This window comes from Enterococcus sp. AZ015 (genome assembly GCF_050499225.1).
Taxonomy (GTDB): domain Bacteria; phylum Bacillota; class Bacilli; order Lactobacillales; family Enterococcaceae; genus Enterococcus_D; species Enterococcus_D entomosocium.
In genome coordinates this window covers 3172058-3196343 of the sequence record NZ_JBMHEX010000001.1, presented here as the reverse complement: position 1 = coordinate 3196343, position 24286 = coordinate 3172058, and the positions used below count along the sequence as shown (strand labels likewise).

24 protein-coding genes and 1 other RNA gene are annotated in these 24286 nt (G+C 45.0%); 19 read left to right on the top strand and 6 right to left on the bottom strand.

Annotated elements, in window-relative coordinates; translation table 11 throughout:
• Positions 1-34 precede the first annotated feature (34 nt).
• The 11 genes from trmB (at position 35) to IGK85_RS14860 (ending at position 8717) form a co-directional block, all read left to right on the top strand.
• Positions 35-691 (top strand): tRNA (guanosine(46)-N7)-methyltransferase TrmB, encoded by a 657-nt coding sequence (gene trmB, locus IGK85_RS14910; protein WP_005233410.1) that lies wholly within the window; start codon positions 35-37, stop codon positions 689-691.
• An 88-nt stretch (positions 692-779) separates the two neighbouring features.
• Positions 780-1742, top strand: a complete 963-nt coding sequence (gene comGA / locus IGK85_RS14905; protein ID WP_429972320.1) for a competence type IV pilus ATPase ComGA — start codon at positions 780-782, stop codon at positions 1740-1742.
• Positions 1696-2724: a competence type IV pilus assembly protein ComGB gene (comGB, locus tag IGK85_RS14900; protein ID WP_008382036.1), complete on the top strand. Its 1029-nt coding sequence runs from the start codon at positions 1696-1698 to the stop codon at positions 2722-2724. The genes comGA and comGB overlap by 47 nt, the downstream gene beginning before the upstream one ends.
• A complete protein-coding gene (comGC, locus tag IGK85_RS14895) occupies positions 2721-3026 on the top strand; it encodes a competence type IV pilus major pilin ComGC (protein ID WP_005233413.1) in 306 nt (101 codons plus the stop codon). The genes comGB and comGC overlap by 4 nt, the downstream gene beginning before the upstream one ends.
• Positions 3010-3474 (top strand): competence type IV pilus minor pilin ComGD, encoded by a 465-nt coding sequence (gene comGD, locus IGK85_RS14890; RefSeq protein WP_005233414.1) that lies wholly within the window; start codon positions 3010-3012, stop codon positions 3472-3474. Before comGC ends, comGD begins: the two co-directional genes overlap by 17 nt.
• Positions 3455-3769 carry a hypothetical protein gene (locus tag IGK85_RS14885; RefSeq protein WP_005233415.1) on the top strand — a complete coding sequence of 105 codons (315 nt, stop codon included), beginning with the start codon at positions 3455-3457 and terminating at the stop codon, positions 3767-3769. Before comGD ends, IGK85_RS14885 begins: the two co-directional genes overlap by 20 nt.
• Positions 3759-4184, top strand: a complete 426-nt coding sequence (gene comGF, locus IGK85_RS14880) for a competence type IV pilus minor pilin ComGF (RefSeq protein WP_005233416.1) — start codon at positions 3759-3761, stop codon at positions 4182-4184. The genes IGK85_RS14885 and comGF overlap by 11 nt, the downstream gene beginning before the upstream one ends.
• On the top strand, positions 4147-4518 hold the full coding sequence (gene comGG / locus IGK85_RS14875; protein WP_008382038.1) for a competence type IV pilus minor pilin ComGG: 372 nt from the start codon (positions 4147-4149) through the stop codon (positions 4516-4518). The genes comGF and comGG overlap by 38 nt, the downstream gene beginning before the upstream one ends.
• A gap of 167 nt (positions 4519-4685) precedes the next feature.
• A complete protein-coding gene (locus IGK85_RS14870; RefSeq protein WP_008382040.1) occupies positions 4686-5690 on the top strand; it encodes a class I SAM-dependent methyltransferase in 1005 nt (334 codons plus the stop codon).
• A 24-nt stretch (positions 5691-5714) separates the two neighbouring features.
• Positions 5715-6899 carry an acetate/propionate family kinase gene (locus IGK85_RS14865; protein WP_005233419.1) on the top strand — a complete coding sequence of 395 codons (1185 nt, stop codon included), beginning with the start codon at positions 5715-5717 and terminating at the stop codon, positions 6897-6899.
• Between the two features lie 357 nt (positions 6900-7256).
• Entirely contained in the window at positions 7257-8717 is a 1461-nt protein-coding gene (locus IGK85_RS14860; protein ID WP_005227746.1) for a peptide MFS transporter, read from the top strand.
• A gap of 95 nt (positions 8718-8812) precedes the next feature.
• Here the strand turns inward: IGK85_RS14860 and abc-f are convergent, their stop codons facing one another.
• Both abc-f and IGK85_RS14850 read right to left on the bottom strand, forming a co-directional pair.
• Positions 8813-10396: a ribosomal protection-like ABC-F family protein gene (gene abc-f, locus IGK85_RS14855; RefSeq protein WP_008382043.1), complete on the bottom strand. Its 1584-nt coding sequence runs from the start codon at positions 10394-10396 to the stop codon at positions 8813-8815.
• Between the two features lie 313 nt (positions 10397-10709).
• Positions 10710-12710: a KUP/HAK/KT family potassium transporter gene (locus tag IGK85_RS14850; protein ID WP_008382045.1), complete on the bottom strand. Its 2001-nt coding sequence runs from the start codon at positions 12708-12710 to the stop codon at positions 10710-10712.
• 270 nt (positions 12711-12980) lie between these two features.
• Between IGK85_RS14850 and IGK85_RS14845 the strand changes: the two genes are divergently transcribed.
• Both IGK85_RS14845 and IGK85_RS14840 read left to right on the top strand, forming a co-directional pair.
• Positions 12981-13736, top strand: a complete 756-nt coding sequence (locus IGK85_RS14845) for an ABC transporter ATP-binding protein (RefSeq protein WP_008382046.1) — start codon at positions 12981-12983, stop codon at positions 13734-13736.
• Positions 13737-15317: a hypothetical protein gene (locus IGK85_RS14840; RefSeq protein WP_008382047.1), complete on the top strand. Its 1581-nt coding sequence runs from the start codon at positions 13737-13739 to the stop codon at positions 15315-15317.
• Positions 15318-15602: 285 nt separating this feature from the next.
• On the opposite strand, the gene IGK85_RS14835 is transcribed toward IGK85_RS14840, so the two are convergent.
• The 4 genes from IGK85_RS14835 to IGK85_RS14820 all read right to left on the bottom strand — a co-directional run bounded on the left by IGK85_RS14835 (position 15603) and on the right by IGK85_RS14820 (position 18162).
• Entirely contained in the window at positions 15603-16082 is a 480-nt protein-coding gene (locus tag IGK85_RS14835) for a universal stress protein (RefSeq protein ID WP_008382048.1), read from the bottom strand.
• 64 nt (positions 16083-16146) lie between these two features.
• Entirely contained in the window at positions 16147-16437 is a 291-nt protein-coding gene (locus IGK85_RS14830; RefSeq protein WP_005233435.1) for a hypothetical protein, read from the bottom strand.
• A 167-nt stretch (positions 16438-16604) separates the two neighbouring features.
• A non-coding RNA gene (ssrS, locus tag IGK85_RS14825) (6S RNA) lies at positions 16605-16799 on the bottom strand.
• Between the two features lie 85 nt (positions 16800-16884).
• Positions 16885-18162, bottom strand: a complete 1278-nt coding sequence (locus tag IGK85_RS14820) for a replication-associated recombination protein A (protein WP_008382049.1) — start codon at positions 18160-18162, stop codon at positions 16885-16887.
• Positions 18163-18378: 216 nt separating this feature from the next.
• Between IGK85_RS14820 and IGK85_RS14815 the strand changes: the two genes are divergently transcribed.
• The 6 genes from IGK85_RS14815 (at position 18379) to IGK85_RS14790 (ending at position 24285) form a co-directional block, all read left to right on the top strand.
• The gene (locus IGK85_RS14815; protein ID WP_005233451.1) at positions 18379-19077 is read left to right on the top strand and encodes a DNA-3-methyladenine glycosylase; all 699 of its coding nucleotides are present in this window, start codon (positions 18379-18381) and stop codon (positions 19075-19077) included.
• The gene (locus IGK85_RS14810) at positions 19013-19501 is read left to right on the top strand and encodes a DUF3013 family protein (RefSeq protein ID WP_034872159.1); all 489 of its coding nucleotides are present in this window, start codon (positions 19013-19015) and stop codon (positions 19499-19501) included. The genes IGK85_RS14815 and IGK85_RS14810 overlap by 65 nt, the downstream gene beginning before the upstream one ends.
• Before the next feature lie 11 nt (positions 19502-19512).
• The gene (gene prmA, locus IGK85_RS14805) at positions 19513-20460 is read left to right on the top strand and encodes a 50S ribosomal protein L11 methyltransferase (protein ID WP_005233456.1); all 948 of its coding nucleotides are present in this window, start codon (positions 19513-19515) and stop codon (positions 20458-20460) included.
• Position 20461: 1 nt separating this feature from the next.
• Complete coding sequence (locus tag IGK85_RS14800) at positions 20462-21217, top strand: 16S rRNA (uracil(1498)-N(3))-methyltransferase (RefSeq protein ID WP_008382053.1); 756 nt, start codon at positions 20462-20464, stop codon at positions 21215-21217.
• A 4-nt stretch (positions 21218-21221) separates the two neighbouring features.
• Complete coding sequence (locus tag IGK85_RS14795; protein ID WP_008382055.1) at positions 21222-21887, top strand: hypothetical protein; 666 nt, start codon at positions 21222-21224, stop codon at positions 21885-21887.
• Positions 21888-22074: 187 nt separating this feature from the next.
• A complete protein-coding gene (locus tag IGK85_RS14790) occupies positions 22075-24285 on the top strand; it encodes a RelA/SpoT family protein (protein ID WP_005233463.1) in 2211 nt (736 codons plus the stop codon).
• Position 24286 lies beyond the last annotated feature (1 nt).

Below are 24286 nucleotides of genomic sequence, written 5' to 3'. Positions count from 1 at the left end.
TGGTTCCATCTTGTTTTTTCGGAAAGGAAGAAACATGAGAGTAAGAAAACGTGCAGGTGCAAAAGAGCTGATTGACGCTCATCCAGAATACGTCGTGGCAGAGCCTACTGAATGGAAAGGGCGTTGGCATGAACGCTTTGGCAATGATCACCCGCTGCATATCGAAATTGGAATGGGAAAAGGCCAATTTATTACGGAAATGGCGAAAGCTCATCCCGAGATCAATTATATTGGTGTGGAAATGCAGATTAGTGTCGTTTCGATCGCATTAGATAAAATGATCGAGCAGGAGATCCCGAACTTGCAACTGCTGCATGTCGATGGTTCCGCATTGACCAACTATTTTGCAGACAATGAAGTAGACCAGATCTATTTGAATTTTTCTGATCCATGGCCTAAGAAGAAGCATGAGAAGCGCCGTTTGACTTCCAAAGCCTTTTTAGCAGTCGACGAGCAGATTTTACGTCCCAACGGCGAGATCCATTTCAAAACGGATAACCAAGGATTGTTTGAGTATTCCTTAGCGAGCTTTTCTCAATACGGCATGATTATCAAACAAGTTTGGTTGGACTTGCATAACAGTTCCTTTGAGAACAATATCATGACGGAATATGAAGAAAAATTCTCAAGCCGCGGGCAGCGGATCTATCGGGTGGAAGCCCAATTTGTGGCAAAAGAACCACAGAAATAAACGAATGATGAAAGATGAAGCAAATTTGCTTCATCTTTTTTTTCTATTCTCAAAGCGTTTGCGTATTTCTTTTTAGGAGGGATAAGTCGTGGATATTCGAGCATTCTCAGACGAGTTGATTCTTTATGGAAGACAAGAACGCATGCAGGATCTGGCCATTTTGCCTAGCGGTACACAGATGGAGGTGATTATCAGTAAAAGCTATCTCAGAAAGACCTATCAAGTACTGACCAACGAAGAAGCTCAGCAGCTGATCACCCGCTTCAAATTTTTAGGAGGAATGGAGGTGGGAGAACGGCGCAAAGCTCAGTTAGGCGCAGTCAGCTATCTGTTAGGCGATCAGCTACAGCGGTTGCGCATCTCAACGGTGGGTGATTATCAAGGGCGTGAAAGTCTCGTGATGCGGTTTCTTTATCCTTTGAACAAGGAGCATCTGCGCTATTTTTTTGCAGAAGACGTCCAGCAGATCCAACAGACAACCAAACAAAGAGGCTTATATTTATTTTCCGGCCCCACTGGCTCAGGAAAATCGACCCTCATGTATCAATTAGCACGGGCAACCCAGGGACAAGTCATTACCATCGAAGTTCCTGTGGAGATTGAAGAGCCGCATTTTTTGCAGCTGCAGACCAATTTGAAAATCGGACAAGACTATGATGAATTGATTCGCTTGTCTTTGCGGCATCGTCCAGACCTGCTTTTGATTGGCGAGATCCGTAACAAAGAGACGGCGCAAGCCGCTGTACGAGCCGCTCTGACAGGTCACCGAGTATTTGCCACGATCCATGCACGAGGCGTAGCAGAAACCAAGACACGGCTGCTGGAATTGCTAGGGTCAGACGATCTTCTGGCGCACGCGTTGCAAGGGATCGTTTATCAGCGATTGTTGCCGAATGAAGTCAACGAACCCCATGGATTGCTGGCGTATCACTTTTATGAGGGGCAAGTGGAAAAACAGTGGCAGCACGTATTAAAACGAGTGAAAGAAAGTGGGTGGATCACCGATGAAGTTTATGAAAAAGAAGCCCCAGCTACCACGCCGTGCAACTGAAGCCCTCTTGGTCACCTTCACGGTGTTATTGGAGAGTGGCTTTTCCCTACAAGAAAGCCTCCAAGTGTTGCTGCGCAGTCGCCAGTTTTCTGAACCTGTGATCGAACAGCTGATTGCCCATCTTGCCCAAGGGCAAAGCTTGGCAGCAGCAGTAGCGCCGTTGTCTTTATCGGCTACCGAAAAAAGTCAGCTTTATTTAGCAGAAAGTCATGGGAATCTCACGACGACCTTGCGGCGGATGGTCGACTACCACAAATTGGTCAACAAGCAAAAACAGCTGCTGTACAAAGTAGCGGCCTATCCGCTTTTGCTACTGGTCTTTTTAGTGGCGGCTCTCTTTGGCATGCATCGCTTTTTATTGCCTCAATTGTTAGCCTCTGGCATGATCGACGAAGATCATTGGGGCATTCGCGCCATCACTTGGGCACCAGCAGTACTTATCCTCTTCTTGTTAGTAAGTGTGCTGCTTTTTGTGATCAGCCGCTGGGTGTTTGCCCGCCGCACTGCCTTGCAAAAAGCTGTATTCTTCAGCCACCTGCCATTGTTCGGAGCATTGTACACAAGTTATCACACGAGTTTTTTCGCATTGGAATGGGGCAAGTTGTTTCAGCAAGGGTTAGATATCCAACAGATCATTGAGTGTATGGAGCACACCAATAAAGCTACCTTGATCCAAGAATTAGCGCGAGAGTTGCGAGTGACCTTGACACTTGGCGGAGAACTCCCAGAAAAACTTCGTCATTTCTCGTTTCTCACACCAGAATTTTCTTTGATCGTCTTTCAAGGAGAAGTACGGGGAAAGTTAGGAGAAGAGCTTTTTTTATACAGTCAATTATTGATGGATCGCTTGTTTCAACGAATCGAAAAAGCTATTCACTGGGTTCAGCCTCTGATTTTTTTGTTGGTTGCTTTAATGATCGTTGGGATCTATGCCGCTATGTTTTTACCAATCTATGGAAATATCCAAGGAGTGATCGAATGATAGAAAAGAAAGTCGCATCTTCTCGCAAGCAGGGGATTTGGCGTGTCAAAAAAGGCTTTACATTGGTTGAAATGTTGGTTGTTTTATTAGTGATCAGTATTTTGGTTTTGTTGTTTGTCCCAAATCTTGCCAAGCAAAGAGGAATCATTGATGAGAAAGGAAATGCGGCCATCGTGAAAGTGGTGGAAACCCAGATCGAACTCTTTCGTCTGAATGAAAATCGGGAGCCCTCGAGAGAAGAATTGATCGCTGAAGGGTATGTATCTGAGGAGCAATATGCGATTTATGAGCAAGGGGACTAAGGGCTGTCGACGTTGCTCTTTTGCTGGTTTTACTTTAATAGAAAGCCTTTTGGTCCTCATGGTCAGTAGTATGTTTCTCTTTTTTCCCGTCGTGGCCATCGAGTACTATCAACGATCTGCTGAAGTCTTAGGCTTTTGTGCACGCTTAGAAAAAGGCCTCTATACCATACAGCAATCGGCCATCATCGATAACACACAAACCCGAGCCGTTTATCAAGCAGCGCCAACGCCAACTGTTTCATTTTATGGCGCTGCAACTGAGCCGGTCACCAAGATCGAAGTCCCTCCTCAACTAGCGATGCAGGCGTTTCCCGATATTCTTTTTAGTAGTCAGTCCGGCAACAATAGTAGTCTGCGAAGGATCGTTTTCTATTGGCAGGAGAAAAAGCAAACCATCAGCTATAAGTTTTTATTTGGGAGCGGACGCTATGAAAAAATCGTTGAATAGCGGGTTCATCTTAGCAGAAAGCCTGATTGGCTTTGGGGTGTTGGCAACCTGTGTGTTATTGTTTTTAGCGATGCAGACCGCTTCACTGACGCAAAGTGCGGCATTGCAGGAAAAAGCCCAAATGCTGCGGGTGCTGTATGAAGAAGTCCAGAACCACTCCTTTGATGCGTCAACCATTACCTACACGACGCAGCGTCAGACGGTCTATCAAGTTCGCTTTTGGCAAGCAGCGCAGCATCAACAGGCACGCATCCAAAGTGGCGAACAGCTCTGGGAGATTGTGTATGAAGAGTAAAGGCTTTACTTTGTTGGAGTGTCTGTTGTCTTTATGGGTATTGGCGATCTGCTTATTGATGATCAGCGGGATCGTCAAGCACCTCGCACCGGTCAATCAGCAGATCATGGCTCGCAAAGATCAAGAATGGCATGTTTTTTTGTTTCAGTTGGAACGGGAATTAAGTACCTGTGTCTATCTATCAGTCAGCGAGAACACGCTATATTTGCGAAGCAGTCAAAACAATTCGGTAACGATCGATCGCATCAACCGCGTGTTGCGGAAACGGGACAACAATGGCTATCAACCGTTGTTGACAGAAGTGGCAGATGTGTCTTTTGAGAAAATTGGCGCAGCGATCCGCTTTACCGTTTCCTTTGAGAATGGAGACCAGAAAATTGGACAATGGAAAATACACTCACAAGAGGCGGCATAAAGGCGGTATTTTACTCACAGCATTGTTGTTTGTGCAGCTGTTGAGCTTGATGTTATTGCTGGTGTTAGAAAACAGCCGCACAACAGCCCTTTTTTATACAAAAACCATTGAAACCTATGAAGCCCGTATTATGAGTGAACTTTTCCATGCGGAATTCTTGCAAAACGAGTTGGAAGATCGAGGGACACGGTTTTATAATGTAGGAAAGTTGACTTATGAACGGCAAGGACAGAGCTTACAGATCGAATGCTATGTCAAAAGTCGGCGATTTACTTTTACCTTTTTGTTGCCTGAAGAGCAGCCTGAAATAGACACAGATGACCAAGAAGAATAGTACAGGAAAAGGATGGTTGTTTCGACCATCCTTTTTCATACAGAAATAGAAAAAGAATGTTTACAGCTTCACAAATTATTCTAAACGAAAGCGATTGATTATTTTGGATGAATCGGCTAAAATTAAACAGGTATATATGTTGTTATAGTTTTGAAAAGAGGTGCAAGATGTCCGCAGAAAAAATGGAAACGTCTTTTCATTTGACCGTTGAAGCGATCCAACTGCTTCAAAACGCATTGGAAACGTCTTTTTTTGATGCTTACGTAGAGACGATCGAAAATTTTGTTGATCAATACCAAGTTCGCGTGATCGATGGGGTACCAGATGAAGCAACTGCTGCTCGTTTAGAAACCATCTATCAAGAAATTCGAGCAATGGAACTATCGGCAGAAGAAAAACGCAAGCTTGCGCAGTTGGTTTTGTTGAAAGGCAGCCAAACGGAGCGCCTACAGGCCAATCACCAACTGACACCAGATAGTCTTGGGTTTTTATTCGTCTATTTGATCGAGCAGTTGAGTAGTGCCGACCAACCAGTGAAACTTCTTGATTTATCGGTAGGCATGGGGAATCTCTTATTGACAGTCTTGCTGAATCTGCAATTAGCGAAGCGTCCAGTAGAAGGAACCGGTGTGGATATTGACGAAACCTTGTTGGCGATCGCAGCTGCGACTGGCGAATGGACCAAAGCGCCCTTGCATTTGTTCCATCAAGATGGCTTGCAAGAGCTTTTGATCGAACCGATGGATCTGGCGATCAGCGATCTACCGGTGGGCTATTACCCACAAGATGACAAAGCCCGCAGCTTTATTACGGCGGCTCCAGAAGGGCACAGTTACGCCCATCATTTGTTGATGGAACAAGCGATGAACTATGTCAAAGCTGGCGGTTACGGTTTGTTCTTAGTACCAAGCAACTTCTTGGAAACGGAACAGAGTGAATTTTTGAAAAAATGGCTGAAAGAAAAGGTTTATTTGCAAGGAATGATTCAGCTTCCTGAAGAACTCTTTAAAAATGAACATTCACGTAAAAGTATTTTGCTTTTACAAAACCATGGAGGGACAAGCAAACAAGCAGACGAAGTCTTGCTGGTCAAGCTAGCCTCACTGAAAGAACCAAAGAACATCACAAAACTTTTTGAACAATTTGCGGCTTGGAAAGCAGCAAATCTGTAATATAATTCGGATAAGGAGATCATCATGTCAAAAACAATCGCAATCAATGCTGGAAGTTCAAGTTTAAAATGGCAATTATATCAAATGCCAGAGGAAACAGTTGTCGCTAAAGGAATCGTTGAACGAATCGGTTTGAAAGATTCTATCTTTACCATCAAATATGGGGAAGATCAAAAATTCGAACAAATCATCGACATCAACGATCACGAAGTAGCTGTAAAAATGTTATTGGATCAACTGATTGAATTAAACATTTTAGGTGCCTATGATGAAATCACTGGCGTCGGTCACCGCGTCGTTCACGGCGGAGAAGATTTCCCTGATTCAGTTGTGATCACAGACGAAGTGATGGAACGCATCCAAGCATTGGCTGAATTTGCGCCATTACACAACCCAGCAAACTTGATGGGGATCACTGCTTTCAAAAAAATCTTGCCAGAAATCATCAGTGTCGCTGTTTTTGATACTTCTTTCCATGCAACGATGCCAAAACACAATTACCTATACAGCTTGCCATTAGAGTACTATAACGAATTTAAAGTACGTAAATACGGCTTCCACGGTACAAGCCACCGTTATGTTTCTGAGCGTGCAGCAGAAATGTTAGGTAAACCAATCGAAGAATTAAAAATCATCACTTGCCATCTAGGGAACGGTGCGTCGATCACTGCGGTTGACGGCGGAAAATCAGTAGATACATCAATGGGCTTCACGCCATTAGCTGGTGTAACGATGGGCACACGTTCAGGTGACATCGATCCTGCTGTTTTGCCTTACTTAATGGAAAAATTAGATTTGAATATCGATGAAATGGTGGATGTTTTAAACAAAAAATCTGGTTTATTAGGCTTAACTGGTATTTCCAGCGACATGCGCGATCTAGAAGCAAACTACGACAAAGAAGAAGTCAAAGTTGCTTATGACGTCTTTACTGACCGCATCCGTAAATACATTGGTGGCTATGTAACGACCATGAACGGTGTTGATGCGATCGTCTTTACTGCCGGTATCGGTGAAAATGATGCCCACGTCCGCAGCGAAGTTATCAAAGGCATGACTTGGTTTGGTTGCGAATTAGATGCCGATCAAAATGCAAAACGCGGCGAAGAATTAGTGATCTCAACTGAAGAGTCAAAAGTCAAAGTACTTTTGATCCCAACAGATGAAGAATTAATGATCGCTCGCGATGTGGAACGTTTACGCGGCTAAGCGAAAACCTTCCTTAGAATAGAAGCTGAAACACATGCAAGAGAAATGCTTGCATGTGTTTTTTTGTAGGAAAGTCCGCAAAATGGGGCTAGAGAGAAAAATTGGTGAAGACCATTTTCTAATTTTTTAAACAGATAATTTAATAATTATACATATGAAAATTGGCTCATACTGCACCTAGGTGGAGGGCTTCTCATTTTGCTTTCATTTGAATTTAAATTTCCCTCCTTTTTTACAAGGTGTTCTCAGGGAAATACCCTTGTAAAAGTTGCCAAATGGGAATAAACTGGCATTTGTGAATTTTCAGAAAAATTCCGCTATTTTATTTTCATTAATTTTTATAAGGGGCCATTACATATGGAAAAAGAAAAAACATTCTTAGGTCAGCCGCGAGGGCTGTCAACTTTATTCTTCACGGAAATGTGGGAACGATTCAGTTATTATGGTATGCGGGCGATTTTGGTGTACTTCATGTACGATGCAGTTGCCAACGGCGGCTTAGGGTTGCCAAAAGGAACGGCTGTGGCGATCATGTCGATTTACGGTTCCTTAGTGTATATGTCAAGTATTGTTGGCGGCTGGATCTCGGACCGTCTTTTAGGATCAAATAAATCCGTCTTTTATGGTGGAATCTTGATCATGTTAGGACACATCGTCTTGGCAACACCTTTAGGGATTCCAGCGTTGTTTGTGTCCATGATGCTGATCGTCATCGGAACCGGACTATTGAAATCCAACGTGTCGGGTATGGTGGGGCATTTATACAGCAAAGACGATATCCGTCGGGATGCTGGTTTCTCAATTTTCTACATGGGGATCAATATCGGTGGCTTGTTAGCACCGATCATCGTCGGGATCTTAGGACAAGAGGTCAACTACCACTTAGGCTTTTCGATTGCTGCTATCGGGATGTTTATCGGTTTGGTGCAGTATTATGTGCAAGGAAAAACCACGTTGAAAAGTGTAGCGATCGCGCCAACGAATCCCTTATCGGCAGCCGAAAAGAAAACCTTCTTCCGAGCAGTCGTTCTGGTTCTTCTCGCATTGGCAGTGTTGTTTGGCGCAGCTGCTGCAACTGGCCATCTGACGGTTGATTTCTTCATCAACTTCATCAGTGTTTTAGGTATTTTCTTGCCGATCTACTACTTTACCAAAATGCTGCGTTCGAAAGATGTCACACCAGATGAAAAGAAAAAAGTGTTGGCCTACATTCCGCTGTTCTTGTCAGCGATCGTCTTTTGGTCCTTAGAAGAACAAGGCTCATCGATCTTGGCATTGTTTGCTGCTGACCGTACGCAATCAACGTTATTCGGCATCAATATTCCAGCAAGTTTGTATCAAACCTTAAATCCACTTTTTGTCGTCTTACTGACACCTGTCTTTGTCTGGTTGTGGACCAAACTAGGCTCTCGTCAGCCACGGACAGAAGTGAAGTTTGCCATTGGTTTAGTCTTAGCCGGTTTGTCCTTTCTATTGCTAATGCTGCCAAGCCTCTTGTTTGGAGTAGAAGAACGGGTCAGCCCATTATGGTTGGTATTGAGCTTCTTCATTATGATTGCGGGGGAAATGTGTCTTTCACCTGTGGGCTTGTCGGTGACGACCAAACTAGCGCCGAAAGCTTTCGAAGCACAAACCTTGGCGATTTGGTTGTTAGCAGACGCTTCTTCACAAGCCATCAATGCGCAAATCGCTCGGTTCTATACACCACAAACAGAAGGGATGTACTATGGCATCGTCGGCGGAGTAGCCGTTGTTGTCGGCATCATCTTGTATTTAGCTAGAAAACCGATCCGCAACTTGATCGGCAACATTCATTGATCAAAAAATAAAAACTTGATTTTCCGCCTATGCATGGATTGAACAACCCATGCTTACTGTAGGAAAATCAAGTTTTTTTGTTGCGAATCAATGTCTTAGTCAATCAATGGGCTTAGTGGCTGGCGTGTGATCTGCTGCTGTGCAATGACCAGGGCTTCTTGGAAGTGCTGCTGCAAAAAGTAGCGGTCATGGCTGACTGCCAGCAGGGTTCCTTGATAATCTTGCAGCATTTCTTCAATTTCTTCTCGGGCATAGCTGTCGAGGTGATTGGTTGGTTCATCCAAAATCAGGACGTTGATTTTTTCTAAAAAGAGTTTCAGTAATGCCAACCGGATTTTTTCACCACCAGATAAATCTTTGATTCGTTTGGCCACATCACTTTGATAAAACCCACTTTTGGCCAATTGCCGACGAGCAGCCTCTTCGTTTCCTGTCAACGTCTGTACGTAGGCCAACAAGCGGCTCTCAGGATCGGCAAACTGTAGCTGTTGGGGCAAATAGCCGATTTGTAAGCTGCTGCCGCGCTTGATAGTGCCGCCGCTAGGAAGCTCCTCACCGAGAAGTAATGTGAGTAAGGTTGATTTTCCGGTACCATTGTCGCCGATGATGGCTAGATGCTCCCCACGGTAGATTGCAAAACTGCTGTCTTTGAATAGGAGCTGATCGGCATATTGCTGGTGCAAGTCGCGAACGATGAACACCTCTTTACCTGATTTTCCGCCATTTGCCAAGCCTTGCAGCCGATTTTTCGGGGGCGCTGGCGGTTTGACCAGTGTAAGTTTCGCTAGGCGGCGTTCCAATTCTTTGGCTTTTTTGAAGAAGGATTCATTGTCTCCTTCATGGCCCCACTGACGAAATCGACGAATCATGACTTTCAGTCGCTGGACTTCTTTTTGCTGCAGTTCGTAATTTTTGGTCAGCTCCGCCAAGCGAGCTTCTTTCAAGACACGAAATCGGCTATAGTTCCCAGGATACTCAATCAGGGCGCCTTCTTCCAGTTCCCAGGTCTTGGTGGTGACTTGATCGAGAAAGTGTCGATCGTGAGAAACGACTAGAACCGCTTTTTTCGTATTCTGTAAATAATTTTCCAACCAGCGGATACTTGAAAGATCCAAGTGATTGGTTGGTTCATCCAGTAACAGCAAGTCAGCATCGGTGACTAACACTTTGGCTAAAGCGACTTTGACCCGTTCACCCCCGCTAAGGTCTGTTAACCGTGCGTCCTGCCGATGGGGAATTCCTAACCCTTGTAAGATCGCGGAAATTCGGTCTTCTAATCCATAACCGCCCAGCTCTTCAAAGCGCTGCTGCAGCTCGCCATAACGGATCAGACACTTCTCTAAATCAGTATCGGGTTCTGCCATCAAGGCTTCGTAATGGCTCATTTGCTGTTTGAGTTCTTGAATGTTAGCTGCAGAATGGAGCAGGTAGTGGGTAACGGTTGCTTCAGAAACTGTCAGCTCTTGCTCGACCGTCCCGATCCTCAAGCCTTTTTGGCGGCTGATAACGCCGCTATCGACACCTTCACTGCCAGTCAAGATTTGTAAAAAGGTTGATTTGCCCGTTCCGTTGATGCCGACTAGGGCAATTTTTTCCCCAGCTTCGATTTGGCAGGATAACTCCTCAAATAACGGATTCCCGCCGATGGTTTTTTTAATAGCAATTGCTTGTATGATCATGATCTCTCTCCTTGAGACCACTCAAAAAGGCCATGGATATCCATGGCCAGTGTTATTTAAACTCAGATTTTTTTGAGAAAAATACCTTGAGATGGCCATTGATTTTACGTAAATTTAACTGTTTTGGACAGACTCGTCCCGTCAACAGCAACTGTAAAACCAATTGCATGGCTAAATGCGATATGGTATCGTTGGTAATTTTCATTACTTGTTATTTTAGTCATGCGCATCATGGTCGTTTTCCCTCCTTTGTGTCTTTGTCTTTTCAGTGTACCTGAAAGTATCAGAAAGTTCAACCAGTACTGGCGGTTTCTTAGCGTTCCTCGATGCGTAATTCTGTCAGAGAGCTTTCTTTCATCTGACCGATGACCAAAGGAACGGTCTCATGAACCACATCGCTGTATTCTAAGCCGAACCAGCGTTCAGGTGAAATAGTATGGCGTTTGATAAAAAGCTTCGTCTGCATGACTTGCTTCTGCCATTTGCTTAATGCAGTTGCATTCGACAGCTCTTCTTCGATCATCACGAATTGGAAATCACCCACATTGCGTCCAGGCGTTAAGGAATAGCGTTGCGGCTGCAGCGGCAAGCGACCATCTTTCATCAATTCTTGAATGATTTGGCGAATGTAGAGATTGACTTCTTGCGGCACCCGAAAGCCGAGATAAAGCTTTAGTTTAACGATAAAATCGGTATCTGCCATCGAAACTTCATATTTTTTCGTATAAGGTTCATCGGTGACTTCCACATTGACGAACCAATACACTTTGGCACGCTTCGGCCGTTTGTCTAAAATGGAATAGATGAACTGCTGACCGATCTGATCGTCTTGTAGTTTAGGAACCATGAAGACGACGTTCGTCTGAGATAATGGCAAAGAATCATCTTCCCGCAACTGTTTCAATTGAGGGATGTAGGTAGAAAGTGCAACTTCTTCGGCAGCATTTTCTTGAATACGATTGCCCCATTCCCAAATCAGCATCACACCGATGATCACGCTGGCTAATAAGATGGCAACGTAACCGCCATGGAAAAATTTCGTCGCACTAGAGATAAAGAAAATGCCTTCGATCGCTGCAAAAAAGAGCGTGATGAACGGTGCCAAGAAACGGGTCTTCTTGTTTTGGTGCAAGTAGAAATACAGCAAAATAGTGGTCATCAACATCGTTACCGTAATGGCCAATCCATAAGCGGCTTCCATCCGAGTAGAGGTCTGGAAGAATAAGACCACGCCGGAACAGGCGATCCACAGCAAGGTGTTCAAGGCAGGAATATACATTTGCCCGATAGACGCCCCCGGATAGATGATTTGCATCCGCGGCAATAGTTTCAACTTGATGGCTTCAGAAACCAAGGTAAAGGAGCCAGACAGCAGAGCTTGCGAAGCAATGATGGCAGCGAGTGTGGCGAAGCTGACACCAAAGACTGTCCACCCTTGCGGCAACGCTTGGAAAAATGGGTTCAAGTTTTCGATTTCTTGATAAGTCGGGTTTTGATAGACTTGCAGCAGCCACGCCGCTTGACCAAAGTAATTCAGCATCAAGCAGATTTTGATATAGGGCCAGCTGGCATAAATGTTTTTTTTGCCCACATGACCTAAGTCCGAGTAGAGGGCTTCCGCACCAGTAGTCGCCAAAAAGATATTGCCGAGAATAAAGAGACCAGCGCTGTTATCGGGACTAAAGAGCAGATTGATCGCATACCGGGGATCAAGGGCCCGAATCACCGAAAGGTCACCAGCAAAGTTCATCACACCGACGATGCCCAAGAAGGTGAACCAGCCTAGCATGATCGGTCCGAAGGCTTTGCCGACAAACTCAGTCCCAAAGCGCTGCAGGGCAAAGAGGACCAATAAGATTGCTAAGGTGATGCCGACGATGATCGATTGGTCATTGCCGAAGCGATCAAAAAAGGCTGGAATTCCCCGTAATCCTTCGATGGCAGTGGTTACGGTCACGGCAGGCGTCAATACCCCATCTGCTAGCAGGGCTGCGCCCCCGATGATCGCTGGAATAATCAAGTAGCGGCTGTTTTTACGAACTAAGGTATAAAGGGAAAAAATCCCGCCTTCTCCATGGTTATCCGCGTTTAATGCGATCAAGACGTACTTGATCGTCGTTAACAAGGTCAGCGTCCAAAAGACGAGCGAGACGCTGCCTAAGATAAAGTCGGGCGTTAAGGTGCGTAGTCCGCCATTATCCTCCACCAGGGCTTTCATTACGTAAAGTGGGCTCGTACCGATATCACCGTAGACCACCCCCATGGCGACTAAAAGTCCGCCGGCGGTCACTTTTTTCATTTTACTTGAACTCATTGACTGTTTTCCCTCCATTTTAAACTGCAAAAAGACCTAAGCGGCCCCTTGCCACTTAGGTCTTGCAAGAAACATCTTAAACCAGCGGATTCCCGCTTGCTGTTGATCTAAGATCATGGAACGATCCATGTGCTACTCCCCTAAAGTGCTCTTATTATCTTTGTTTTTGCAGCTCCTGTCAATTGATTTGATAAAAATGGCAATAAACATTTTTCTTTTACTACGTTTCAGCGTAAGATAACAATAGGTATGGAATAAGGAGGCAGGAAAATGATTGAGATCAAGAATCTGACGAAACAATATGGACCAAAAAAAGCATTGTCTGATCTTTCCCTGACGATTCGTCAAGGGGAGATCTTTGGCTTTCTGGGACACAACGGGGCAGGGAAGTCGACAACGATCAAAAGCTTAGTTAGTATTTTACAACCGACGAGTGGGGAAATTTTTTTTGACGGTCAATCCCTCGTGGAACATCGGGAAGCGATAAAAAAACAAATTGCCTATGTGCCGGACACGCCAGATTTGTTTTTACAGCTGACGGCTGGGGAATATTGGGACTTGATTGCAGCAGCGTATGAAGTACCAGCAGCGGAAAAGGCCGAGCGTTTGCAAAAATTAGGGCGCTTGTTTGATATGCTGTCTCATGAAGAAGAGACCATCGCCAGCTTTTCCCATGGAATGCGGCAAAAAACGCTGCTGATTGGGGCATTGATCCCCGATCCGGACATTTGGATCTTGGATGAACCATTACAAGGCTTAGATCCTCAAGCGGCGTATGATTTAAAAGAAATGATGAAACAGCACGCTGCCAAGGGTAAGACCGTGATTTTTTCCACCCACGTCTTGGACACCGCCCAGCAGTTGTGCGATCAATTGGCGATTTTGAAAAAAGGTGAGTTGCTGTACAATGGCTCAGTGGCAGATTTGCTGGCACAGCATCCGTCGCTTTCTTTGGAAACGATCTATCTGCAAATGACTGGGAGAAGTCAAGAAGAAGCGATTCTTGCAGAAGCGGAGGAAGCGTAGATGCGAAAACAACAATTTCTGACGCTGACCTCCGTTAATTTGCGGTATGCCAATCCCCAACTGACAGACAAAGCCCGCAAAAAAGGCAAGGCTGGTTCGACCTTGACCAGTTATCTGTTGTTTCAATATGCGCTTTCTGGAGTGGTGTTTCTGCTAGTCTATGGTTTGACGATGATCACATTGGATTTTAGTCAGATGCCGGGCTTTTTTACCTATTATGTCGCTTTGTTCGGAATCTTAGGCTTTTCCCAAGGGATTTCGTCCATTTACAATGTCTTCTTCGAAAGTCAAGATCTGCCAGCGTATTTGCCGCTGCCCTTTCGACAGAGTGAAATTTTTCTGGCAAAGATCGTGGTGGTATTTCTTACCGTTGCGCCGTTTATTTTTCCTTTGTTGGTCTTATTTCTCCTGACAGGGATTCGGGCAAACGTCTTTTTCTTGCTGACGATCTTATGGGCGTTCTTGCTGTTCGGCTTGTTTTTAGTCTTGATCTTCAGCATTTGCAGCTTGATCGTCTTCAGCCTGACCCGCACCAAGTTTTTCTTGAAGCATAAAAAATTGGTCACTAGTTTATTGCTAGGTGTGACGATGCTGGTTGTTGTGATCGGGGTCTTAATGATGAATCAGGTGAATACTTATGAGACAGACGTGGTAGACCGGGGAGCGATCAGCTTTTTATTGCCTTTTTATTATGTGATGGTGGCACCGTTTCAAACGACCGGTTTGCTTAGCTTGCTAGGGATCATCGCCACAGCAGGCGTGCTGCTTTTTGCCCTCTATCGATTGATCTTGCCGAAGTTTTATGAGCAAGTGGCAGCCGCGGCGCCTAACCAAGGGAGTGTTCGTCGGAAGCATAAACCCAATCAAGGTTTGGGCCAGCTGTTGTTTAATTACAATTCGCAGTTGATCCGTGATCCGAATTTGATCATGCAAGTCTTTTCTTCCTCGTTACTGATGCCCATCATTTTTTTAGTGTCCTTTGTGTTTACTGGGGCGGTTCAGTTAAGTGAATTGGATGAGCGATTTATCGGTGTTGTTTTCGTGGCGGGGATCGCCTTGGCGGCACTGATGGTCAACCCGACTTCTTTTATCAGTAATTTGATTTCATTGGATCAGGAGAATTTCTTGTTTGTCCGCTCCTTGCCGTTATCGATGAAGCGCTACTTGCGGGAAAAATTCCGCTTTGGCGTCGTTTTGCAGCTGAGCTTAACGGCAGTCATCGTGCTGGTAGCAGTGCTTTTATTCAAAATGCCGCTGATTTTGGCTATCTCTTTCCTAGTAGGAGCACTTTGGAGCAGTTTTCTTTTGTGCTTGAAATATTTTGCTCGTGATTATCGATTGCTGCTTTTGGATTGGACCAATATCAGTCAATTGTTTACGAGAGGGGCGGGGAGTCTTGGGTTAGCCATTGGAACAGTCGCAACGCTATTTCTTTCCGTCATTGTTATCATCCTTTATGGCTTTGCTGCGACTTCGATTGATTTTTTGTTATTGAATGGTCCGGTTTTCTTTGTGATCCTCTTGACCAGCGTCCTTTGGATAGCCCACTATGACCATAGATTTTGGCGTCGTTTTTCCTAAGGGAAGCGATGCTTTGCTTTTTTTTATTTAAGGATGGATAAATTAACTATTTATTCAGAAAATTCAGAAAAACTATTTACAATCAAAAGGAAACATGGTTAGATAGGAGTACCTATTACTTTGCTTTCATTTTTTGCTGTACAAGTTTGGATAACCGACTTGTCAAAGAGCTGTGACCAAAGGCAAAAAGACCAATGAGACCTAAGTGCTCGTTGACTCTTTTGCTTTTGTCACGGTTTTTTTTGCACAAAAAAACCTGCCGTTCGTCGGCAGGTCGTCTAGCTATCAAGCTTTGGTGTGGTCTTTTTCTGGGATTTTGTTTTCTAGATCTGTCCGCACAACTAACACATCACAGCCAGCATGGCGAATGACATACTCAGACACGGAACCGATAAAGATTCGTTCCACGGCATTTAAACCAGTGGCACCGATCATAATCAAATCGATGTTGTGATCTTCGGGCAATTGTTTGGCAATGATTGGTTTTGGCGAGCCGTATTCAATCACTGTTTTGACTGCAGTTACTTGGTGTTTGCGGGCATAATCCTCATAGTCTTTCAAAGTTTGTTTGGCCATTTCGGTTGCTTGCTCAGCAAGCATGCCGTCAAAAGAAGAAACGGTTTGAAAGGCCCGAGTGTCGATCACATGTGCTAAAACTAATTCAGAATCATTCCGCTGTGCCACATTCACGGCTTTTTTGAAGGCTAATTCTGACTCGCTAGACCCATCGACGGCTACCATGATTCGTTGATATTGTTGTAACATAAGAAACACTCCCATCTGTTATCTTCTACTTTTATTGTAATGCTTTTTTCTGGAAAAAGAAAACCTAATCTTCCTTTTTTTTCATTTTTTGTGCCAGCAAGATGCTGAATGAAGCGGAAGAGAGCAGCAACAACGCCAAATAAAACAAGGCAATCAGCTCTCTATCGACAAAGCCCACAACCAATGCCACTACGCCTAAAAGGAAATGAATGAGGCTATAGGTTTTTAAGAAGACTTTATTCGCCTCAGTAGTAGGGATCAAAGTGAAAAAAATCGCTTGTTTGGCATAAAGCAAATAACTGGTGCCGAATAATACGAGTGCCACGATCGTAAATAATAGAAGAATCATAAACATACGCCATCCTATTCTAAGTTGATAGGTTTAGTATAGCGAACCCTAGAAAGAATAGCAAAAGCCACCCTTACTCTGATGTCAGGCAAGGACGTTTCACTGTTGCTATCGGTTAGAAAACGCAAAAAAGCCATCTGTTAAAAACAGATGGCACATTCTAAAAAGAATGGGTAATATCCGTTGATGCCGTTCTTTTTCCCATAGTATTGATCCCGCAAATTCTAGCAGGTGGGTTCCACGGTCTAAGCTTCGAACTACCAAAGGAAAAGGCATGTTACCAGCATTGACACAAGACGGATCCCAAGATATCAATAAAAATGTTCGGTCAACACACAAAAGGGACAACTCGTACATCACAGAATTCCCATCCTTATAGTAGCATAGGAATGACGAAGGTGCAATAAAGTTGTTTGAAAACGATACCAAAAAGTCACTATTTTTTCTAAGCACCTAGTTTTTTTTCTTTCGTTGCTGCAATTGTTGGTACCGTTGGCCCAACGCTTGCTCATATTTACCGGTGGCTTTCGGTTGATAATAGTGGGTACCTTTTAGCTTATCAGGTAAATATTGCTGATCGACCCATGCATCATCAAAATTATGTGGGTATTGATAGCCAACTCCTCGATTCAAGCTTTCGGCGCCTTTGTAATGACTGTCTCGTAAATGATCCGGGACATCGCCAGCTTTACCGCTACGAATATCTGCGATCGCTGCATCCAATGCCATGTAGGCCGAGTTGGATTTTGGTGACAAACATAGATCGACCACCGTATCGGCCAAAGGGATCCGAGCTTCCGGCAAGCCCAAACGTTCAGCGGCTAACACAGCATTGACGGTTCGAGCAGCGGCTGCTGGGTTAGCTAAACCGATGTCTTCATAACCGATGACCATCAAGCGCCGACAAATGATCGCCAAATCGCCTGCCTCTACTAAACGACCTAAGTAATGCAGCGCACCATCCACATCGCTGCCGCGAATCGATTTTTGAAAAGCAGAGATCACATCATAGTGCGCATCCCCATCTTTATCATGGGTCAATGCTTTGCGCTGTACGCACTCTTCGATGATCGCTAAGGTCAAATGAATAATGCCGTCTGGTCCTTTTGGTGTGGAACGGGCAGCGAGTTCTAAGCCATTGAGGGCGCTTCGTAAATCACCGTTGGTCGCTCGCGAAAGATGCAAGCGGGCATCATCGGTCAATACGATGGTTTCTGATCCAAGTCCGCGAGTTTCATCTGCTAAAGCTTGATCAATGGCGGTCAAAATATCTTCTTCTTGGAGCGGTTTGACTTCAAAAATCTGTGTCCGACTGCGAATCGCTGGATTGATCGTAATGTAGGGATTTTCCGTCGTGGCACCGATCATAATAATCTTGCCGCTTTCTAAATGGGGCAGTAAAAAGTCTTGTTTTGTCTTGTCTAGTCGATGGACTTCATCAAGCAATAAAATGACAGTACCGCTCATTTTGGCTTCCTCTGCCACGATTTGCAGGTCTTTTTTTGTATCTGTGGCGGCGTTCAGCATGCGAAACGCATAGCGTGTCGAGCCGGCGATCGCACTGGCAATGCTGGTTTTTCCGGTTCCCGGCGGTCCGTATAGAATCATCGAAGAAAGCATTTTGGCTTCGACCATTCGGCGAATGATTTTCCCCGGGCCAACCAAATGCTGCTGTCCGACGACTTCATCTAAGTTCCGTGGCCGCATTCGATAAGCAAGTGGCTGCTGCATAAAACGATCCTCTCCTTTTCCTGTAAGTATAACATAAGAACGTACATTCTCATAAACAAGCTGATTTGCGTCCTTACGAAAACAAAAGGGCGCGTATTTTCCACTCAGTCAGCAAAAAACAGGTTCGTTGAAAAGAAATCGTTGAGATCACCGCAACTCTGTAGTCAAAGATAGTAAGTTGACCGAGAATTGTGTAGAATAAAGAGGGTGATGAGAATGGATGAATTAATGGCACTATTTGCGACACAGCCGACAACGACCATCGCACGTGCCTTATTAGGAATGTATTTGGAACATGAGACCCCAGAAGGAACATTAGGTGGGTATATCGTGGATTGTGAAGCGTATCTAGGTCCCGATGATCTGGCGGCTCATAGTGTGGGCATGCGAAACACACCAAGGGTTCGGGCGATGTATCAGGAACCCGGCACGATTTATTTATATACGATGCATACGCATCGAATTGTCAACTTTATTACGCAACCAAAAGGCATCCCACAAGGAATCATGATTCGCGGGCTAGAACCGGTGGATGGGATTGACTTGATGGAACAACAGCGACAAAAAACGGGACCGGATGTAGCCAATGGCCCCGGGAAACTAGTACAGGCACTACAGATTCCAGCTGAGCTTTACGGCGAATCGATTTTTACGAGTCCGCTGCATTTGGTTCCTGAGCGCCGACGTACCCCAAAAGAAATTTTGGCATTGCCTCGAATTGGTATCCCGAACAAAGGGGAGTGGACTCAGATGCCGCTTCGATTTGCGGTAGCTGGTAATCCTTATTTAACAAATATACGAAAAGCCGCTGTTCAGCAAGATCATGGCTGGCTAGAAAGAAGGAATAGTGATGGCGAAAGAAACGATATTGACTTACTTAGATCAGCGATTAACGAAAAAAATCTCCGATTATGATGTGGCGATCGATTGGGATGCCAAAAATCATACCATCGAATTGGTGTTGCGCTTGTTTGCCGAAAATCCTCAACAAGTCCAAATCGACGATGCGCAAGGTGTGGCATCAGAGGAAGCGATCATTGAATTTGAAGATGGGATTTTGTTGTATGATCCACAAAAATCAACGTTTGATGAAGAAGATTATTTAGCGACGATTCCTTATGCAGGAAAAAAAGGGATCCAAAAAGCGTTGTTAGACGGATTGGTTGATTACATTCAAGAAATTTTAGAAGAAGGCCAAAGCGATCTGCTTGATTTCTTGAACGATGACAGTGAAGAAGCGATCTTTGAATTGCGATTCAACGAAGAAGCATTTGTGGAGAAAATGACGAACTATCAAGCCGGGGCTGGGGAAACCATGATCCCGTACCCTAGTTACTAAGGAGAACGAACATGAAATGGAATGAAGTAACCGTAGCGACAGCTAGCGAAGCAGTGGAAGCAGTCGCCAATATTTTAATGGAACACGGAGCAAGTGGGGTAGCGATCGAGGACGTTTTAGATGTCGAAAATTTTAAAAGCGATGCGTATGGCGAAATTTTGGATAAAGAAACCTATACGACCTTAGAAGAAGGTGCGCAAGTCAGTGCCTATTTCCCAGAGACGATTTTTTTGCCAGAAGTGCTGCCGACGATCAAAGCAGCCATCGACCGTCTGCCGGAGTATGGTTTGGCAATCGGCAAAAACACCATCACAACGAGCGAGGTCGTGGAAGAAGCATGGGCAACGGCCTGGAAAAAATATTACCATCCAGTCCGTATCTCCCGCTATCTGACGATCGTGCCGAGCTGGGAAAACTATCAACCGCTGCAAGAAGATGAAAAGATCATCACCCTTGATCCGGGAATGGCCTTTGGGACCGGCACGCATCCTACGACACGCTTGACATTACAAGCCCTAGAAGTCTACTTGCGGGGCGGTGAAACCGTCTTAGATGTCGGGACGGGCTCAGGGGTGTTAAGTATCGCCAGCAAATATTTAGGTGCCAAAGACGTGTTTGCTTATGATCTAGATGAAGTCGCTGTGAGGTCCGCCCAAGAAAATATGGCGATGAACCCCATTGCTCACGATGTGACCGTGCAAGCCAATGACCTTTTGCAAGGGGTGACGGTCCCTGCTGATCTTATCGTTGCCAATATTTTAGCGGATATCATTTTATTGATGATCCCTGATGCATGGCGTTTATTGAAGCAAGAGGGCACCTTGATCGTTTCTGGGATCATTGAGACGAAAAAACAATTAGTGATCGATGCCATGATCGCACAAGGCTTTGAGATCGATCAATTGTTCAATCAAAAAGACTGGTATGCGATCGCCTTTAAAAAACCAGAGGTAGAGTAAGATGCAGCGATATTTTTTACAGGAGCCTTATGAAGCAAAAGCGGTGTTTGCCGTTTCGGGAGAACCCTTCCACCATATGATCCGAGTGATGCGCATGACTCCCGGCACGAAAGTCGGTTTAGTTTTTGAGGATCATTTGGCGATCATCGCCAAGATCAAAGAGGCCGATGAAGAAACGGTTTACTTAGAGGAAGTCGAAAAAGAACAGCAGGACAAGGAATTGCCGCTGCAGGTCACGATCGCTAGCGGCTACCCGAAAGGCGACAAGCTGGACTTGATCGTTCAAAAAGGCACGGAACTTGGGGCGGCAGCATTTATCGGTTTTCCTGCGCAAACTTCGGTCGTGAAATGGGATCAAAAGAAGTTACAGAAAAAGCAGCAGCGGCTGCAAAAAATCGCCCAAGAAGCGGCGGAGCAATCCCAACGGCAGATCGCACCAGCCATCACACTACTGGATAACGCCAAAGCATTTTGGCAAAGCCTCAGTCAGTACGATGCGGTCCTAGTGGCTTATGAAGAATCAGCCAAGCAAGGAGAAGTAGCGATGCTGCTGCAAGTGATCACCGAATTGCCCGTTGGTAGCAAAGTTTTAGCGATCTTTGGCCCAGAAGGCGGTCTGACCCCCTCCGAAATCGAAGGAGCCCAGGAAAACAACGCTAAATTATGCGGGTTAGGCCCTCGGATTTTACGAACAGAAACAGCACCGTTTTATTTTTTAAGTGCTGTCAGTGTGCTAACGGAATTAAAGAGGATGTGAGTTGATGAATAAGAACCAAGAAGCAATCAGTGTCCGTTTGTTGACGGCCGATCTGACCGACTGGGTCTTGAAGGATTTTATCAATCAATATAAAACGGCTTTAAAGGAAGTCGTCGTTTTGCCTAGTGCCATTCGGCGGGCGAAAATCTTGGCACAAGGCTCTTCCTTACAAATCGGCGCAGTGATCGATTACCCCCTTGCCCAAGGAACACTGGCAAAGGTAGCGTTTGAAATCGGTCGGGCGTTTATGGAAGGTGCCGATTTTTTGGAAGTCTGGCTACCGGCTTCTTCCTTCATGGAAAATGATCGTGGCTTTGCGGAATTGACTGAAACGATTCGCTCCTTGACCTTGACAGGAGGGGAGATCCGCTTAGCTGTGCAAACCGAGATCATGAATGAATTGACGAAGATCCAAGTGGCACAACGCTTGAAAGAAGAAGCATGGCCAAAGATCGTGTTAGGACAAAAACAACCACTAGCAGAAGCATTGCACGACGTGAGCTTGTTTTCCTTAGATGGTGGCAGTCAACTGTCGATCCAGATCAATCCTGACACAATAGATGAACAAGCTATGCAATCACTACAGGCTGCTGGCGCTGAGAAAATCGGGCTCTCGTATCATGTTTTTGAAGAATTGCTTAAGGACCAGCCGGCACCCGATGTGCTTTGAACAACAGCGATTGAAAAATAGCTGAAAAATTTGTATAATAATACTAAAAAATAAGAACTGCAGGTTAGACAGGAGTCCCATGCTTAGAACGTTTGTCCGCAAGGCTTTGGGTGCGTGACGAAACGTTAACAGCGACTTCTGTCTGCCTTTTTGATAGCACAAAAAAGAAGAGCAGGAGGCGGAATGAATGGCAAAAGAAGTTATATTGACCGGGCCCAATGTCATCAAATTGGTCGCTCATTATATGAGTGAAGAACATGTTGCCTTTGTCCAAAAAGCATTAGATTACGCGACAGAAGCCCATAAAGAACAATTCCGTAAATCCGGCGAGCCGTACATTATTCATCCAATCCAAGTTGCGGGGATCTTGGCAGAATTGCAGATGGACCCTCATACAGTTGCAACAGGTTTTTTGCATGATGTCGTCGAAGATACCGATGTGACGTTAGCCGATCTGAAAGAAGAATTCGGTGCCGATGTAGCGATGCTAGTGGATGGCGTGACCAAGCTGGGTAAGATCAAGTACAAATCTCATGAAGAACAATTAGCAGAAAATCATCGGAAAATGTTGATCGCCATGGCGCAAGATTTACGGGTCATCATGGTCAAACTGGCTGACCGTTTACATAATATGCGTACGTTGAAACATCTGCGGGAAGACAAACAACGCCGCATCGCCCAAGAAACGATGGAAATCTATGCCCCATTAGCTCATCGTTTAGGGATCAGCCGAATCAAATGGGAACTAGAAGATATTTCTTTGCGTTACTTGAATCCACAGCAATATTACCGAATCGTGCATTTGATGCAGACCAAACGAGAAGAACGGGAATCCTACGTTTCCGAAACCGTGGAAGAGATTCGGATCGCTACGGAGGAACTAGATATCTATGCTGAGATCTATGGTCGACCAAAGCATATTTACTCGATCTATCGCAAAATGAAAGACCAAAAGAAACAGTTCAATGAAATTTATGATTTGTTGGCGATCCGAGTGATCGTTGACTCCATCAAAGATTGTTATGCGGTTTTGGGAACGATCCATACAAAATGGAAACCAATGCCTGGGCGGTTCAAGGACTATATCGCTATGCCAAAAGCCAACATGTACCAATCGCTGCATACGACGGTCATTGGTCCCAAAGGCAATCCTGTCGAGATCCAAATTCGGACCCATGAAATGCATGAGATCGCTGAATTTGGGGTTGCTGCGCACTGGGCCTATAAAGAAGGCAAGACCGAAAAAGTCCGAGCCGACAAGATGACCCAACAAGTTGGCTGGTTCCGTGAAATCTTGGAACTGCAAGATGAAAGCTATGATGCTTCTGAATTTATGGAAGGTGTCAAAGGGGACATTTTCAGCGACAAAGTCTATGTATTTACGCCAAAAGGTGATGTGACGGAGTTGCCTCAAGGCTCCAGTCCACTGGATTTTGCCTATAGCATCCATACCGACATCGGCAACAAAACTACTGGTGCCAAGGTCAACGGCAAAATGGTCCAATTAGACTATAAGCTGAAAAATGGCGACATTATTGAGATTCTGACATCACCGAATTCCTTTGGGCCAAGCCGCGACTGGGTCAAACTAGTGGCTACCAGCAAAGCGAAGAACAAAATCAAACGATTTTTTAAAGCCCAAGATCGTGATGAGAATATCATCAAAGGACATGAGGCAGTGGTTCGTACCTTACAAGATATGGGCTTTGTGCCAAAAGAATTCTTGACGAAAAGCAAAATGGCGGAAGCTTGCGAACGATTCAATTATCAAACAGAAGATGACCTGTTTGCCTCTGTCGGCTATGGGGAAGTCAGTCCCACGACCTTAGCCAACCGTTTGACCGAAGAAGAACGGCGCGAGAAACAAATCGAGAAGCAAAAGCAGCAAGTCCAAGAGATGATCAATCAACCGGCGAAAAAAGAACCAGAAAAAATGAAGGTTCGTCACGAAGGCGGCATTGTCATTGAAGGGGTCGATAACTTGTTGATCCGCATCTCCCGCTGCTGCAATCCGGTTCCTGGGGATTCGATCGTCGGCTATATTACTAAAGGGCGGGGAATCTCGATCCACCGCAGCGATTGCCCCAATGTTCAAAACAAAGAGGCAGCGAACCGTTTGATCGATGTTGAGTGGGAAGATGCTACCGACATCAACAAAGAATACGATGCCGATCTTGAGATCTATGGCTATGATCGGTCTGGGTTGCTCAACGATGTCTTGCAGACGGTCAATAGCGTCACGAAACGCTTAGTGAGTGTCGAAGCCAAAACCAATAAAGACAAAATGGCAACGATCCGTATCACGGTGGCGATTCAGAATTTGACTCATTTGAAATCGATCGTTGATAAAATCAAGCAGATTCCAGATGTTTACAGCGTCAGACGTACGAAGGGGTGAG

Bases quoted from the DNA above. Each gene is read 5' to 3' on its own strand.
- IGK85_RS14870 (WP_008382040.1), top strand. From the start codon at position 4,686: ATGTCCGCAGAAAAAATGGAAACGTCTTTTCATTTGACCGTTGAAGCG.
- comGF (WP_005233416.1), top strand. From the start codon at position 3,759: ATGAAGAGTAAAGGCTTTACTTTGTTGGAGTGTCTGTTGTCTTTATGG.
- IGK85_RS14850 (WP_008382045.1), bottom strand. From the start codon at position 12,710: ATGAGTTCAAGTAAAATGAAAAAAGTGACCGCCGGCGGACTTTTAGTC.
- comGD (WP_005233414.1), top strand. From the start codon at position 3,010: ATGAGCAAGGGGACTAAGGGCTGTCGACGTTGCTCTTTTGCTGGTTTT.
- comGC (WP_005233413.1), top strand. From the start codon at position 2,721: ATGATAGAAAAGAAAGTCGCATCTTCTCGCAAGCAGGGGATTTGGCGT.
- IGK85_RS14885 (WP_005233415.1), top strand. From the start codon at position 3,455: ATGAAAAAATCGTTGAATAGCGGGTTCATCTTAGCAGAAAGCCTGATT.
- IGK85_RS14820 (WP_008382049.1), bottom strand. From the start codon at position 18,162: ATGCAGCAGCCACTTGCTTATCGAATGCGGCCACGGAACTTAGATGAA.
- trmB (WP_005233410.1), top strand. From the start codon at position 35: ATGAGAGTAAGAAAACGTGCAGGTGCAAAAGAGCTGATTGACGCTCAT.
- IGK85_RS14860 (WP_005227746.1), top strand. From the start codon at position 7,257: ATGGAAAAAGAAAAAACATTCTTAGGTCAGCCGCGAGGGCTGTCAACT.
- IGK85_RS14840 (WP_008382047.1), top strand. From the start codon at position 13,737: ATGCGAAAACAACAATTTCTGACGCTGACCTCCGTTAATTTGCGGTAT.
- abc-f (WP_008382043.1), bottom strand. From the start codon at position 10,396: ATGATCATACAAGCAATTGCTATTAAAAAAACCATCGGCGGGAATCCG.
- IGK85_RS14795 (WP_008382055.1), top strand. From the start codon at position 21,222: ATGAATAAGAACCAAGAAGCAATCAGTGTCCGTTTGTTGACGGCCGAT.
- IGK85_RS14800 (WP_008382053.1), top strand. From the start codon at position 20,462: ATGCAGCGATATTTTTTACAGGAGCCTTATGAAGCAAAAGCGGTGTTT.
- IGK85_RS14815 (WP_005233451.1), top strand. From the start codon at position 18,379: ATGGATGAATTAATGGCACTATTTGCGACACAGCCGACAACGACCATC.
- IGK85_RS14835 (WP_008382048.1), bottom strand. From the start codon at position 16,082: ATGTTACAACAATATCAACGAATCATGGTAGCCGTCGATGGGTCTAGC.
- IGK85_RS14845 (WP_008382046.1), top strand. From the start codon at position 12,981: ATGATTGAGATCAAGAATCTGACGAAACAATATGGACCAAAAAAAGCA.
- IGK85_RS14865 (WP_005233419.1), top strand. From the start codon at position 5,715: ATGTCAAAAACAATCGCAATCAATGCTGGAAGTTCAAGTTTAAAATGG.
- IGK85_RS14810 (WP_034872159.1), top strand. From the start codon at position 19,013: ATGGCGAAAGAAACGATATTGACTTACTTAGATCAGCGATTAACGAAA.
- IGK85_RS14830 (WP_005233435.1), bottom strand. From the start codon at position 16,437: ATGTTTATGATTCTTCTATTATTTACGATCGTGGCACTCGTATTATTC.
- IGK85_RS14790 (WP_005233463.1), top strand. From the start codon at position 22,075: ATGGCAAAAGAAGTTATATTGACCGGGCCCAATGTCATCAAATTGGTC.
- comGB (WP_008382036.1), top strand. From the start codon at position 1,696: ATGAAGTTTATGAAAAAGAAGCCCCAGCTACCACGCCGTGCAACTGAA.
- prmA (WP_005233456.1), top strand. From the start codon at position 19,513: ATGAAATGGAATGAAGTAACCGTAGCGACAGCTAGCGAAGCAGTGGAA.